Here is a 13,281-nt window from a genome sequence, read left to right as displayed (position 1 = left end):
CGGGTCGGCCGCTTACGCCGTGCGTGCGGGTCGGCACGCGTTCGCGCCACTCGGACGGTGCAGCGCAGCCGGAACGGAAGTCCGTTCAAATAGCAAGCGGGGGTGACACCGCGACGGGCTGGTCAGGTGGTTCGTAGGTCCGCCATGCCTCGGCTAATCGGCGTGCGGCTTCGCGCAGGTCGTGGGGTTCGGCGACGAAACTGATCCGTATGCGGTCGATGCTGCCGCCGGAGGCATCAAGCCCGGCACCGGGCAAGATCGCGACCCCGTGTCGCAGTGCGCGCTGAGCGAAGGAGGCGCCGTCCCCATGGGGCAGTCGGATCCACAGCGTCTGGCCACCGGACACCGTGGGGATGTCCCATTTCGGCAGACGCGCGGCCAGTTCGGCCACCAGCAGGTCGTGACCTTCTCTGCGCTGCTGCGAGATTCGTTCCCGCAATCGGTCGAGATCGCGGAGCAGCCAGGTGGCGGCTAACTGTGCTGGGATGTTGCCGCCGAGGTCGTGCACCGCGCGCAGCCGAGACAACCGGGCGATCACCGGGACCGGTGCCCGCACCCAACCGACACGCAACCCGCCCCAGACGACCTTGCTGAGCGAACCGATGGATATCACCGATTCGTCATAGTGGGCCAACGGCGGTGGTGGCGGATCGGTGCCAGGGAATCCGAGATCGGCCAGCACCTCGTCATCGACCAAAGGCACCGCGGCCCTTCTCGCCGACTCGACCAGGGCCCGCCGTCCCGGCGCGGGAAGCACCGTACCTGTGGGGTTGTGGCATGTCGCAACGACATACGCGAGCGCCGCCGAGGTTACCGTGCCCAAGCCGACCGGGCCTGTCCGCAGTACCGTCGCGGCCTCGCGAAACGCCTCGAGCGCGCCCGGGTACGTCGGCGCCTCGACCAGGACGTGGTCACCGGGCCGAAGCAGTGCGCGGGCGAGTAGCGACAGCGCGTGTTGTCCGCCGCCGGTGACGAGAATCTGCTCCGGATCGGTTGGCACGCCACGCGCTCGATATCGGTCGGCAATCGCCCTGCGCAACAGCGGATGTCCGGTTGGGTGGTACCCGATGTCGCCCTCGACCGCGGCGAGCTCGGGCGCGATGCGCCGATATGCCTGGGCCAACTCGGGCGGCGGTTTCCCCGGAGCGGCACAAGCGAGCGCGATGACATCGGCGCTCGGCTCGAGCAGTTGCAAAAAGGCCGGGGAATGGGTGGTCTCGCGAGCCGGGACCGTCTCGGTTCCCGCGACCCGGGTGCCACTGCCCTGGCGGCGCACCACGCGACCATCCGCGCCGAGCAGATCGTATGCCGCTACCACCGTACTGCGCCCGACCGCGAGAGCCTTCGCCAGTTTGCGCTCGGGCGGCAGCCGCATGCCCGACCGCAGCTCACCGTCATCGATCAACGCCCGCAGTCGCCGCGCCAGCAGGACATAGAGCGGACCTCGGTCGGTCGACCAGCGACCGAGCCGATCAGCAAGTTCCATTGGCTCCATATGCAAACCAATTCTGCCTGATTGGCTCTAGGGTCCCGACCTCGCCACGGCGACGATGAACCCATGAGCAAGATCTCCATTACCGATGTCGTCGACGACCTGAGCGGTCCTTGGCAGCCGCGCGACCTGGCCACCGCCAACGACGCCGTGGTGCGCATCGCTCGCCTGCACGGCGCATTCCCCTGGCATCACCACGACGAAGACGAGCTGTTCCTCTGCTGGAACGGCACCTTCCGCATCGAAATGCAGGACCATGCGGCGGTAACACTTGGTCCCGGCGAGATCTTCGTGGTTCCTCGCGGAGTCGAACACCGACCGGTGGCCGAGGAACCAGCTCACGCGATCATGATCGAACGGCCGGAAACCAAGCAATACGGCAATTAGCCGAGGACGCACGCGACAGCGGTAGAAGCTGCGACGCGCTGAGTGAACTGTCAGTGCGGCTCCCTATGCCGCGGCAGCCTGGTCAGCTCCTCGTGGTACCGGGGCGGCGTAGTAGGCGCGATAGGAGTCAGGGAAGTAGCCACAGTCGTTCACAAGGCAGCCGATCATATTCAATGCTTGGATCGCCGACTTCGGATGCCGATACTTCCGGACAGTGACTCTCGGACCATTTTCGCAACAGGTTTCGGACTGCTGTTCGACAAGCTACGTAGTCGAATACGCCGGCAGGTCCGGTAAACCTGATGTGGACGTCGGGTTCGCGGGGAAGCGGGGATTCCGCTGAAGAGGTGTACACCTGTCGTCACGCAGCTTCCGGTGGCCTACTCCGCATCCGGACCGCTAATCGTCCCGCAGGGTAGGAGTGCGTTGACAACCCTGGCGGAACGATCATGGTCGGGCTGCTGGCCGGTGATGAGCCCGAGGTAGGTATAGGACTCCATGACGCGGACCAGTACGTACGGCAGATCTTCGGAAGGAATCGACGACTGCAGGCGACCGGCGGCGGTCTCCTCGCGCACGATCTCGGCGATCAGCTCGATCAGTCGAGCCTCGAAACCGGACGCTTTGGTTGTCAGCAGGCGCAGGGCCAGTTCGCCCTCGCGGTCGATGAAGCGCTGCATGCCCGGATTCGTGTTGACGGCGCGCATGGCCTCGTTCATGACGGCTGCGGCGGGGGACTGATTGGGCGCGGCGGGAGGTCCGGAGTGGCAGTGGGTCTTCCGCGAGCGGGTGAGGGTCGGTTCGATCAGTGACCAGAGAATCTCGGTGAGCAATTGGTCGCGGGAGCCGACCCAGCGATACAGGGTGGCGCGGTCAACGGCGAGCTCCTTGGCCAGCGCTTGCATGTCCACACGGTCGCCGGCGAGGAAGGTTTTGCGGGCTTCGCGGAAGGCGTCGAGAGCGGTCGGACGCGACGTCGCGGTGCCGTCGAGATGGCGCCGCAACGGTGTGTCGGCGGAGTGGGGGTCCTGCCTTGGCATCCTGCGCACCTCCCTGCGGTTGTCTCGGAATGCGTGCCGACCGTCACAGTATGCTACATTTCGGAGAAACATTGCAAGAAAGCTACGGATAATTATTCTGGTGCAACACTGAACTATCCGCCACTTCGGCCTCCTGACCCGAACCCGGTGTCATGAGCCGTCTTTGAGCACAATCGTGCAGGTTTGAAGGGACAACCGCCGATCTGACGCATTTGGTCTCGGCGGCTGCGCTGCGCAGTTACATGTCTTGTCGAGCCAGGTCACGCCGTGCGGGCGAGTGTGTCGAAGCGGTGGCGGAGGTGTTCGGCGTCCTCGCCGTGGGTGCGGGTGGCGGCGGCGCGGACGGGGCGTAGTTCGGCCAGAAGGCGTGGGGAGTTGACGGGGCCTTCGAGGAGGGTGAGGGCGGTGTGTGCTTCGGTGATGGCGGAGGTGGTGTCGCCGAGGCCCGCGAGGGCTGCGGCGTAGTAGGCGCGGTACGAGGCTTCGTCGCGCGGACGCTGAGTGCCGCGGGTGCCGATAGTTTCCCGGTAGATGCCCACCGCCCGATCGTGCTGGCCCAGATAGACCCGGCCCCTGGCCTCGATGGATCGGATCTCGAGCGGCGTCACGTGGTGCAGCCATACCGGCTCGTCGACATCGTCGAGCCCTCGATCGACCTCGCGCCAGGCGCGCGTCATCGCCCGATCGAAGTCCTGTCGTTCGCCGATCGCCGCATGCGCCACGGCCTCCCGCGCGGAGCGAACGGCATTCAGCCGAGCCGATGGGATCCGGCGGGCAAGGTGACTGGCCCGCTGTGCCAGCCGCACCGGTTCTCGGCTGGTCGGCCGGTCTGTGGTCAGAAACGTCAAGCTGGCCAGCGCATTGGCGAGCAGTTCGTCGTTGTCGGTCTGCTCTGCCATCAGCACCGCTTCGACGTAGCACCGCCGGGCGACGGCTGGGCGACCGGCGTCCAGACAAAGCCAGCCCGCGCACCGCGCGAGGCGGCTCGTCTCGGCCAACAGCCGGACGCCGGTTTCCCGGCCATAGGTGCCGTGGTCGAGCAGGCGACGAGCCAAACCGTATTGGCGAAGTGCGAATTCGGCGATGTCCCCGCCGCCGAAGTGATTATCGTGCTGCCACATACGTTGTGTCAGGGTCTGCAAGTAGCCGACATGGCTGGACCCCACTCGCGTCGGCACCCCAGCGGCCGGAGCGCTCGCCGCCAATGTCGTGATCGTCGCTGCCAGGCCGAATTGTCTGCGGTCCATGTCGTCGGCTCCTTCACCCCCATCTTCGATGGTCCTCGGATCGGCCGGACCCAGCAAGATTGGCAGCAACGCGGTGCGCGGCACGCCCAGCGCGTCGGCGGCGCGGACCAGTTCGCGAATGTCGAAGATGGTTCCTACTTCTCCGCGCTCGACTCGTCCCGCGTGGGTGCGGTCCCAGTGCAGCAGTGCTCCGAAATCGGCTTGGGACAGGCCCATTTCTTTGCGGACGAGGGCGAGGGCCTGACCGGGCCGTCCTTCGGCGAGCAATTTGCGGAATTGCGGCGACTCCCAAACGCCGTCGATCTCGTTGTCCCGCACCTTGTCCCCTGACCTCGAAATTCACTGTGATGGAGCGACTTTAAGCACGATCGCGCAGGTGGGGAGGGACAACCGCAGATATCGCACAGCTGTTCCCTCGCAGTTGACAATCTGTGGAGGGGGCTCCATGTGGCTCCGCCCGGTCGATGCAGTCGACTTCGGGCCATCATGGTTGCTGCGCTGCAAAGTCACATGTCAGGTCACGCCGTGCGGGCGAGCGTGTCGAAGCGGTGGCGGAGGTGTTCGGCGTCCTCGCCGTGGGTGCGGGTGGCGGCGGCGCGGACGGGGCGTAGTTCGGCCAGAAGGCGTGGGGAGTTGACGGGGCCTTCGAGGAGGGTGAGGGCGGTGTGTGCTTCGGTGATGGCGGAGGTGGTGTCGCCGAGGCCCGCGAGGGCTGCGGCGTAGTAGGCGCGGTACGAGGCTTCGTCGCGGGGGAAACAGCTCTCATGGCCGACGCTCTCGCGGTACAGCTTCACCGCCCGGCTGTGGTGTCCGAGCATGCCGAGTCCTCGCGCCTCGTGGGCGCGCAGTTCGGCCTCGGTGACGTGCTCCAGCCATGCCGGGTCGTCCGGGCTGTCGAGCCCGCGATCGGCTTCGCGCCAGACTCGCACCATCGCGCGGCTGAACTCCTGCTCGTCGCCGACGGCCGCGTAGGCCGTTGCCTCCTCGGCGGCCTTCAGCGCGTTCATACGAGCCGACGGTATGCCCCTGACGAGTTCTGTCGAACGTCGTGCGAGGCGCACGGGCTCGGCGAAGGAAGCAGGCGAGGACGCGGCGAGATTCGCGAGATCGCCGAGGGCGGCGGCCAATAAGGCATTGTCACCGCACTGTTCGGCGAGCAAGACCGATTCCGTGAGGTGCCGCCGGGCCGTGCCGGGGCGATTACTGTCGCGAGCCAACCATGCAACGGTATTCGACAGCCATCCCGTCGCACTGACCAATTCGGCACCTATGCGGTGGCCGTAGGACCTCGAGTCCAGTAGCCGCCGTACGGAGGCGTATTGCCCTGCTGCGTAGTGGAATATCGCGCCGCCACCGCGATGATGGTCGTGCTCCCAGAGTCGTTCGGTGAGCATGCGGATATACGTGATATGCCCGGTGCCGACCCGAAACGGTTCCGCGTTCCTGGTCGGCGGTATGGAGACACCCGCCACCGCGGTCATTGTCGCTGCCAGGCCGAATTGTCTGCGGTCCACGTCATCGACTCCTTCGCAGGCCCCGTTGTCGATGGTCCCCGTATCGGGGGTAGCGAGCAAGAGGGGCAGCAACGCGGTGCGCGGCACGCCCAGCGCGTCGGCGGCGCGGACCAGTTCCCGGATGTCGAAGATGGTTCCTACTTCTCCGCGCTCGACTCGTCCCGCGTGGGTGCGGTCCCAGTGCAGCAGTGCTCCGAAATCGGCTTGGGACAGGCCCATTTCTTTGCGGACGAGGGCGAGGGCCTGCCCGGGGCGTCCCTCGGCGAGCAATTTGCGGAATTGCGGCGACTTCCATACGCCGTCGATCTCGTTGTCCGTCACTTTCGTCCCCCTGACCCCGAAATCCGATGTTATGAGCGGACTTTAAGCACGATCGCGCAGGTAGGGAGTGACAACCGCAGATATCGCGCACTTGGTCTCGTGCGCTTGACAGCGTGGCTATCCGCCTCCCGTTCCTCGAGGCTCGGGATGCGCGCGCCGTCGGGGTGATGCCGTGCCGGGCACGGCACTCCGGACGCGGTGAGCCGCGAACGGTGGCGAAAGCCCCCGGCGGCGGGCGTTCCCATCGAACGAGAGGTGATGATGAAGCCGAAAGTGGTCGGGTACCTGCGCCGCGACATCTCCGGGCAGCGCACGCGCAGGCACGAGATGGAAATTCGCGCTATGGCGAAGTCGTCGGGTTTCGATCTGGCACGAACGCTGGTCGCCGGTCCGACCGCGCCCGCTTCGCTCGCGGCGCTGCTCACCGTGGTCGGCCGCGTCGGCGCGGTCGCGGTGATAACGCCAGCGCTCGACCATGTGCAATTCCGCGCGGACGAGATCATGGCGGTGTGCGCGCTGATCACTCTCGACCAGCGCAGCATCCCGCCGCATGGTTTCGCTCGGCACCAGCCCTCCGCGCCGCACCGTGGTTTCCCGGGCCGCGCCTGACCGATCACAAGGATGCGGGCGCTTTCGGTCACGCTTCGGCTGGTCCATTGCAGGAGGAGTCGGCGGCTTCGGATAAGAACAGGATTTCCCGCGCAGTACGTCTCCTCGAATGTGCATCGCCGGTCAGCGGATGTCCTCCCAGAGCGCACGCTCGTCGCCTGCCGGGTCATCGACAGGATTGATGTTGTCGGTGAGCAGGCCGGTGGTGCGGCCGACGGTGTCGTAGGGTGCCCAGCCGGGTTCCCCGTGCGTGATGAACTCGACCCAGACGCGGTGGGTTCGGTCCGCGGCGGCCTGCGACGGCGCGTCGCCCAGAAGTGGGTGCGTCTCAGGACGGGTGATGGTGTCGAAGACGAAGGGGACCTCAGTGCCGTGGCATGCGCCGAGTCCATGGTTCGCCTCCGGCTCGGGATGGTCGAAGCGATACATCCAGGTCCTGGTTGCTCCTGCGGCGCTGCGGGCCTCGCTGACCCGGATCGCCGGTATGCGGTAGTACCAGTCGGTGATCACGGCGGCCAGGATGTCGCCGCAGCTGCTTTCGGGGCGGTTGGTTCGGTAGACGGCCAGATCGTCTCCGGTAAGGCCGTATGCGCCCGCCATCATGGCGAGCGTCGGCTCGTCGATGGCGGCGATGATGCCCGTCGGGACCAGGAACAGTCGACCCTCGTCTCGGTTCGATCCGATCAGTAGCGGAATTTCCGCCCCCTGGCCTGCCGTGATTGCGTCGATCGGCATGGCGGTCAGAATTGCGCCGTCGAGAGCAGGCGCGAAGGGAAGCAGGCTAAGAGCGAGCTGCCCCCATTTGGCAGGGTCGGGAGCTGTCTGCACCTCGACCACGAGGTCGGATGCGGCCTGCACGAGTTTGTCCAACGGAATGGCTTCGATCACCTTCCGGTCCGGCGCAACGCCGAGCACGTCGGCGAGGTAGCCACCGACGGTGCGAGCCTGCTGTCGGGTGAGCGTGTGAGCGGCGGCTCCGCTCTGCGCGATGGCCTGCGCGAACAGGCCCTCTGCCAACGGCATCGACAGCAGCGTCGTCACGCTCATCGCTCCGGCCGACTCGCCCGCGACGGTGACACGCGCCGGATCACCCCCGAACGCCGCAATGTTGTCCCGCACCCAGCGCAGTGCCGCCAGTTGATCGAGCAGGCCGAGATTGGCGATGCCGTCGTCGAGGAACAAGTAGCCCTCGGCGCCCAGCCGGTAGTTGACGGTCACGCACACCACGCCGTCACGGGCGAAAGCGCTGCCGTCGTACGCACCGACCGACGAGGACCCGTTCGTGAACGAGCCGCCGTGTAGCCACACGAGCACCGGCAGCCCCGTCGCGCCGGGATCGGGTGTCCACACGTTGAGGTTCAGGCAGTCTTCCCCTGGGATCACCACTTCAGGGAACAACGGGGCGAACTGCGGCGGATAGTCCCCTTTGGGTGCTGTCGGGCCGTACGCCGTCGCGTCCCGCTCGCCATCCCAGGGCTGGACCGGCTGGGGCGGTCGCATCCGATTCGCACCGAACGGCGGTGCCGCGTAGGGGATTCCGAGAAACGCGTGGACACCGGATGCGGTCTTCCCGCGAACGACTCCGTGCCCGAGGCGCACCATCGAGTGTTGCATCATAGCTCCGATCCGTAGCTTCTTTGCAATCAATTTATGATATGTAGCATACTGTTTCCGGTCGGCTCCGCGTGTCAAAACTGAACCGCTCTGGACCGTTGGAAACCTCTGATGGGCCGGCCACCGCGCCGCACGCGCGGTCTGGACCGTTGCGGTCGCCAGGTAGGCGCGGCGTCCGGCTCCTCGAAATGCGCCTATCGGGCGGGAGAACCACTGCCCGGCGCGACGACATCGGCGTGGCGCTAGCCGGCGCGGCAGAGTTCCTGCACGGCGATGGAGAGTGTCTCCTGGCGCAGTGAGGCCTGCAGAGAGTTGGTGTTCATGAACAGCGCGACCTGGCGACGGCCGACTTGCATCACGCTGGATGTGTACCCGTCGATGTCTCCCAAAGAGCCGTAGGCCGTTCCACACGGAGTCGGGGCGATCATCAGGCCGAGGCCGTAGCTGATGCCGGGCACACCAGCGGCGGCGTAGAACGCGTCGGCTCCCGGCGTGGGCCGCTGCATTTCGGTAATCAGTTCCTGCGCGAAGAGTCCCCCGCTGAGCAGCGCTCCGAGAAACCGGTCCACATCGTCGCCTGTCGACACCATCGCCGCCGCCGCCCCGGCCGCGCTGGCGCTCGTCCGGGTGGTCACGTCGAGTGCGGGACCGGAACGAGGCGGCAGAGGAGCGTCGAAGACGTAGCCGCGTGCCTGCCGGGGTGCCACCACAGTCTCCGTGGGGAAGGTCGTGCCGCTCAGGTGGAGAGGGGCGATCAGACGCGTCTGTACCTCGTCGTGGATCGCACGACCGGTGACCTGGTGAACGATCTCGCCGAGGACGGTGTAGTTGGTGCTCGAGTAGCGGAAGCCCGTTCCGGGCGGAAAGTATGGCGACTGCTCTACGCCCAGAGCTATGAGCTGCGTGGGGGTATAGGTGGCGCCGGGGTTGAAGCCGGGATTATCCGAGTAGTCGGCGAGTCCGCTGGTGTGGTTGAGCAGTTCGCGCACGGTGATCTGTTCGGCGTTGGGCACCGGTTCGGGCAGGAGCCCCGCTATCGGCTGGTCGAGTGTGAGCCGGTGCTCCGTGACCAGCTGCAATACCACCGTGGCTACGAAGGTCTTGGTTATGGAAGCGATCCTGAACTGATTGTCGGGTCGCATCGGCCGGTTTGCGGGAATGTCCGCGAGGCCCGCGGCCGTCTCCCGCGTCTTCTGCCCGTCGTCGCTCGTCACCACGGCTATGCCGGGCACGCCGTCGGCGTTGACCAAATTGTGGATTTCTGCCGGTAACGCCTTGGGCGGCGACGGCTCACCCATCGCCTGTGCTGGTGACCACGCGGCAATTCCGATCAGCGCGGCGAGGACTGGCGCGACACAACGCTTCGACTTCATGAGCGTTCTCCTTCATGGCTAGACGCGACAGCCAGTCTGCTACAGATCGGAGATACATTGCAAGGGGGCAACGCATTGATGATGTGTTGCATGGCTCGACATGTAGTAGAAACATCTCGATATGTCTACAAATGACTGTCATGCTGCATCAGCTCGGTGATGCGACTCGAGAACCGAGCCTTCCGCGGCGGGACCGAATTCGGCGTGCACGTGGTTCTTGGAATACATTGTGCGACAGAGCTTTTCGTTGCCGCACGCAGATGTGCGAGAAGAGATGTGCACCAACCTCGCACTGGTCTGCGCAAGCTGCGCACCGGCGGATTCGATGTGCTCGAGGTGCACACGGCTGGTGGTCGGCGGCCCAGGCCGTGGTGTGAAGACCGAATCGGTCGAGGAGACATGCGTGCCAGACCGCGTTCTGACGCTCTGGACGGTGCGGGCATCGACGGCGTCGAAGAGCCTGCCGGGCATCCCCGACGCTGCGGCGCAACCAAATTCGGCACCATATGCGCTGGACCAGGCGGGGCTCCGGGGCGGACGCTTCGGTACTACTGTTCGGAACTGGCCCGCGAAGCGCGAGATGATCTCACGATTGCCGTCGTTATCGGCTTCTATGGTGTAGACCAGGCGCCGGATCGTGGCACCCGCGGACCGGAAGTCAGGGAAGCAGCCATAGTCGCTCGCAAGGCAGTCGATCGTATTCGATGATTTGATCGCCGACTTCGAAGGCCGATATTTCCGGACAGTGACTCTCGGGCCACTTTCGCAGCAGGTTTCGGACTGCCGTTCTACAAGCTATGTAGTCGAATACGCCGGCAGGTCCGGTGAATCTGATGTGGATGTCCGGCTCGCTGGGGAGCGGGGATTCCGCTGAAGAGGTGAACACATGCTTTCCCTTAGTGTTCGGTACGTGCCAAGCGCTATCTGGTGACTTACCGAGTCGAACTCCTTCAGGCGCATGCGATATCGAGTCGACATCCGGCTAGCTCTCTCGTTGAGAGCGGTTGATGGGTGACTACTCCGCCTCCGGACAGCTGTCTTTCCCGCCGGGTAGAAGTGCGTTGACGACCCTGGCGGAACGATCGGGATCAGGGTGCTGGTCGGTGATGAGCCCGATGTAGGTGTAGGACTCCATGACGCGGACCAGCACATACGGCAGATCTTCGGAATGGATTGACGACCGCAGGCGACCGGCCGCGGTCTCCTCACGAATGATGTCGGCGATCAGCTGGATCAGTCGGGCTTCGAAACCGGACGCCTTGGTTGTCAGCAGGCGTAGGGCCAGGTCGCCCTCGCGGTCGATGAAGCGCTGCATGGCCGAATTCGCGTTGACGGCGCGCATGACCTCGTTCATGACGGCTGCGGCCGGCGACTGACCGGGCACGGCGGGAGGTCCGGAGTGGCAGTGGGCCCTCCGTGAACGGGCGATGGTGGGCTCGATCAATGACCAGAGAATCTCGGTGAGCAATTGGTCGCGGGAGCCGACCCAGCGATACAGGGTGGCCCGGTCCACGGTTAGGCTCCGAGCCAGCGACTGCATGTCCACCCGGTCACCGGCGAGGAAGGTTTTGCGGGCCTCGCGGAAGGCGTCGAGAGCGGTCGGACGCGACGTCGCGGTGCCATCGAGATGGCGCCGCAACGGTGTGTCGGCGGAGCGGGGGGCCTGCTTTGCCATCTACTCGTCCCTCCTGCGGTTGTCTTGCTATGCATGCCGACCGGCAGCAGTATGCTACATATCGCGAATACATTGCAATGAGGCTACGAAAAGATGCAATGGTGCAACGCGTGTCGGCGCGATCCGAGAGCGGCGTCGTCGATGGCCGAATTCTGTCACTGTCGGCAAACCGGCCAGCGCTACAGCGGATTCGGTCAACCTGTGACCCGAACGCGAGAATCCGTCGTGGCTGGGCAGCCCGACGCCAGGCGCTGTCGCGTGAACGTCGCTGGTATCGGTAATAGGCCGGCGGTAACGGCGTCTTCCAGGCCGAGGTCGTAACCGTCCAAGTCGGGATCGTAGGAGTCGGGCGCAGGTAGATCACTGGCGATGGCTCCGGACTGTCGAGCGGCTGCGGCGTAAGCGCCCCGGTCGTCCTCCGCCGGTCGGCGCATGCCTCGGCGCGATCAGCTGGTCCACGTGCGCGGTGAGTCGGGCGATCGGGAGCGCTCGACCAGTTCGAGGATGTCCCGCCATCGCCGGTCGACCTAGCTGCGAGAAACGGACCGTTCGGTAGTAGGTTGCCTTCGTGAGACGTCAACATTCCGGTCCGGAAGCTTGCTCCGGTCGGATGTTGGACCGCTGCCGGGCGGTTCGTCGCAGGTGAAGGTGAGGGTTCATGGCCGAGTGCACGCCGACTCTGGTCGCGATCTATGACGTCGGTTTTTCGCCGGAACGCCGAGTAGCCGAATTCAGGTTGGTTCCTGGCGGTGGCGTGACGCTCACGGTGACCGATCGTGACGGATGCCCGATCGCCGAAAGGTTGTACGAGCGCGGTGTCAAGGTTTTCGACCCGCCCGGGCGAATAACGCCGGACGAAGGTCCGTCCTTCCTGCGTGCGCTGCTCGACGCGCCGGAGATGAGCTATTACCGCGTCGTCGATGAAACCCCGGTCGAGCCGAAGCGGCCCGGCGTCCACACGCCTTGGTCCGCGCTGCCCGCACCGGTTTCGGATGGCGCGGCCCCGCCGCCCTCTCGGTGAGAGACGCTGTCACCCCTCTACTTCGCAACATCACCCGGCGCTTGACCAGAACCCTCGATCTGGGCACCCAGACCGCGGCGGGCACCTACCGGCGCACCAGCCGCACGCTCGACCTCGGCGCTCGTGAGTTCCGGGACGTCGACGAGCGGTCCTCGCATCTGGTGGAAGAGGCGCGCACCCAGGTACAGCCGCATCCGGCACAGGTGGCTCGACAGCGAACGTGGGACTACCAGCCGAGCGCGACCGAATCGGCGATGAGCGCGCGTCGGCTGACCACCGACGTCGGGTTCGACGGTGACATGCGGGACAAAGCGCTGAGAAGCTCCACGACAGTGCAGAAGATGCTTTCCGACGACGGTGAACTCAACGTCTACAAACCGATCCACGGTGAGCAATACGACGCGGGATTGCCCTTCGTGCACGCTCCCGGCGCGCTGACGAGCCGGGAGATCGCGGCATATCGCGTCGATGAACTACTGGGCTTCGGTCGGGTGCCTCCGACGGCTCGGACGGACGGTGTGATCGGACCCGACGGCAGAGCGTCCGGCCCCGGCATGATCCAGCAGTTCGTCAAGTCCGAGCCTGCCAAGCCGGTGGGCGAATATCCGAAAACGCAGCAACAGCAGGTCGCGGTGCTCGACTACATCATCGGCGCCATGGACCGGCATCCCGGCAACTACCGCACCGTGGAACGTAACGGGCAGCTGGAAGTGGTCGCTATCGACCACGGTCGATCGTTTCCCCTGTCGACCCGACCGCTGGAGATCAATATCGATTCCGATTTCGTCATGGCGCAGAAGGGTGAGCGCCTCGAAGGGGATGTGCTCCGCGCGGTCCAAGGCGTGGATACGGACCGATTTCGAGCGGCGCTCGGAGACGCCGGTCTGCACGAGAATGCCGTCAACGGTGCGGTGACCCGACTGGAGAAAATACGCGAGCTCGGCATGATCCCGGCCGACGCCAGGGTCTTGCCACCCTGATCCGCTGG

General features: G+C 65.5%; 11 protein-coding genes. 4 read left to right on the top strand and 7 right to left on the bottom strand.

Annotated features, from left to right (window positions below; all coding sequences use genetic code 11):
* Positions 1 to 85 precede the first annotated feature (85 nt).
* Positions 86 to 1,486 carry a PLP-dependent aminotransferase family protein gene (locus AB0L97_RS03295; RefSeq protein ID WP_364424897.1) on the bottom strand — a complete coding sequence of 467 codons (1,401 nt, stop codon included), beginning with the start codon at positions 1,484 to 1,486 and terminating at the stop codon, positions 86 to 88.
* Between the two features lie 72 nt (positions 1,487 to 1,558).
* On the opposite strand from AB0L97_RS03295, the gene AB0L97_RS03290 reads away from it, so the two are divergent.
* Entirely contained in the window at positions 1,559 to 1,879 is a 321-nt protein-coding gene (locus AB0L97_RS03290; RefSeq protein WP_355074789.1) for a cupin domain-containing protein, read from the top strand.
* 380 nt (positions 1,880 to 2,259) lie between these two features.
* Here AB0L97_RS03290 and AB0L97_RS03285 read toward each other — a convergent pair whose 3' ends face one another.
* The 3 genes from AB0L97_RS03285 to AB0L97_RS03275 form a co-directional block, all read right to left on the bottom strand.
* Entirely contained in the window at positions 2,260 to 2,919 is a 660-nt protein-coding gene (locus AB0L97_RS03285) for a QsdR family transcriptional regulator (RefSeq protein WP_364424896.1), read from the bottom strand.
* A gap of 260 nt (positions 2,920 to 3,179) precedes the next feature.
* Entirely contained in the window at positions 3,180 to 4,484 is a 1,305-nt protein-coding gene (locus AB0L97_RS03280; RefSeq protein ID WP_364424895.1) for a helix-turn-helix transcriptional regulator, read from the bottom strand.
* Positions 4,485 to 4,684: 200 nt separating this feature from the next.
* Positions 4,685 to 6,001: a helix-turn-helix transcriptional regulator gene (locus tag AB0L97_RS03275; RefSeq protein WP_364424894.1), complete on the bottom strand. Its 1,317-nt coding sequence runs from the start codon at positions 5,999 to 6,001 to the stop codon at positions 4,685 to 4,687.
* A gap of 258 nt (positions 6,002 to 6,259) precedes the next feature.
* On the opposite strand from AB0L97_RS03275, the gene AB0L97_RS03270 reads away from it, so the two are divergent.
* Complete coding sequence (locus tag AB0L97_RS03270; protein ID WP_364424893.1) at positions 6,260 to 6,610, top strand: hypothetical protein; 351 nt, start codon at positions 6,260 to 6,262, stop codon at positions 6,608 to 6,610.
* A 123-nt stretch (positions 6,611 to 6,733) separates the two neighbouring features.
* Here AB0L97_RS03270 and AB0L97_RS03265 read toward each other — a convergent pair whose 3' ends face one another.
* The 3 genes from AB0L97_RS03265 to AB0L97_RS03255 form a co-directional block, all read right to left on the bottom strand.
* Positions 6,734 to 8,212 (bottom strand): carboxylesterase/lipase family protein, encoded by a 1,479-nt coding sequence (locus AB0L97_RS03265; protein WP_364425205.1) that lies wholly within the window; start codon positions 8,210 to 8,212, stop codon positions 6,734 to 6,736.
* Between the two features lie 254 nt (positions 8,213 to 8,466).
* Positions 8,467 to 9,597 (bottom strand): serine hydrolase domain-containing protein, encoded by a 1,131-nt coding sequence (locus AB0L97_RS03260; RefSeq protein ID WP_364424892.1) that lies wholly within the window; start codon positions 9,595 to 9,597, stop codon positions 8,467 to 8,469.
* 1,015 nt (positions 9,598 to 10,612) lie between these two features.
* Positions 10,613 to 11,272, bottom strand: coding sequence for a QsdR family transcriptional regulator (locus AB0L97_RS03255; RefSeq protein WP_364424891.1), 660 nt, complete (start codon positions 11,270 to 11,272; stop codon positions 10,613 to 10,615).
* A 658-nt stretch (positions 11,273 to 11,930) separates the two neighbouring features.
* Here AB0L97_RS03255 and AB0L97_RS03250 point away from each other — a divergent pair.
* Both AB0L97_RS03250 and AB0L97_RS03245 read left to right on the top strand, forming a co-directional pair.
* Positions 11,931 to 12,293: a hypothetical protein gene (locus AB0L97_RS03250; RefSeq protein ID WP_364424890.1), complete on the top strand. Its 363-nt coding sequence runs from the start codon at positions 11,931 to 11,933 to the stop codon at positions 12,291 to 12,293.
* A gap of 41 nt (positions 12,294 to 12,334) precedes the next feature.
* The gene (locus AB0L97_RS03245; protein WP_364424889.1) at positions 12,335 to 13,273 is read left to right on the top strand and encodes a hypothetical protein; all 939 of its coding nucleotides are present in this window, start codon (positions 12,335 to 12,337) and stop codon (positions 13,271 to 13,273) included.
* Positions 13,274 to 13,281: the final 8 nt, after the last annotated feature.

This window comes from Nocardia sp. NPDC051911 (assembly GCF_040681035.1).
Taxonomy (GTDB): Bacteria; Actinomycetota; Actinomycetes; order Mycobacteriales; family Mycobacteriaceae; genus Nocardia; species Nocardia sichangensis.
Note: the sequence above shows the minus strand (reverse complement) of the source record. Positions and strands in the feature narration are given on the sequence as shown.

Coding starts and splice junctions, on each gene's coding strand:
- AB0L97_RS03295 (WP_364424897.1), bottom strand. CDS start 1,486: ATGGAACTTGCTGATCGGCTCGGTCGCTGGTCGACCGACCGAGGTCCG.
- AB0L97_RS03290 (WP_355074789.1), top strand. CDS start 1,559: ATGAGCAAGATCTCCATTACCGATGTCGTCGACGACCTGAGCGGTCCT.
- AB0L97_RS03285 (WP_364424896.1), bottom strand. CDS start 2,919: ATGCCAAGGCAGGACCCCCACTCCGCCGACACACCGTTGCGGCGCCAT.
- AB0L97_RS03270 (WP_364424893.1), top strand. CDS start 6,260: ATGATGAAGCCGAAAGTGGTCGGGTACCTGCGCCGCGACATCTCCGGG.
- AB0L97_RS03265 (WP_364425205.1), bottom strand. CDS start 8,212: ATGGTGCGCCTCGGGCACGGAGTCGTTCGCGGGAAGACCGCATCCGGT.
- AB0L97_RS03260 (WP_364424892.1), bottom strand. CDS start 9,597: ATGAAGTCGAAGCGTTGTGTCGCGCCAGTCCTCGCCGCGCTGATCGGA.
- AB0L97_RS03255 (WP_364424891.1), bottom strand. CDS start 11,272: ATGGCAAAGCAGGCCCCCCGCTCCGCCGACACACCGTTGCGGCGCCAT.
- AB0L97_RS03250 (WP_364424890.1), top strand. CDS start 11,931: ATGGCCGAGTGCACGCCGACTCTGGTCGCGATCTATGACGTCGGTTTT.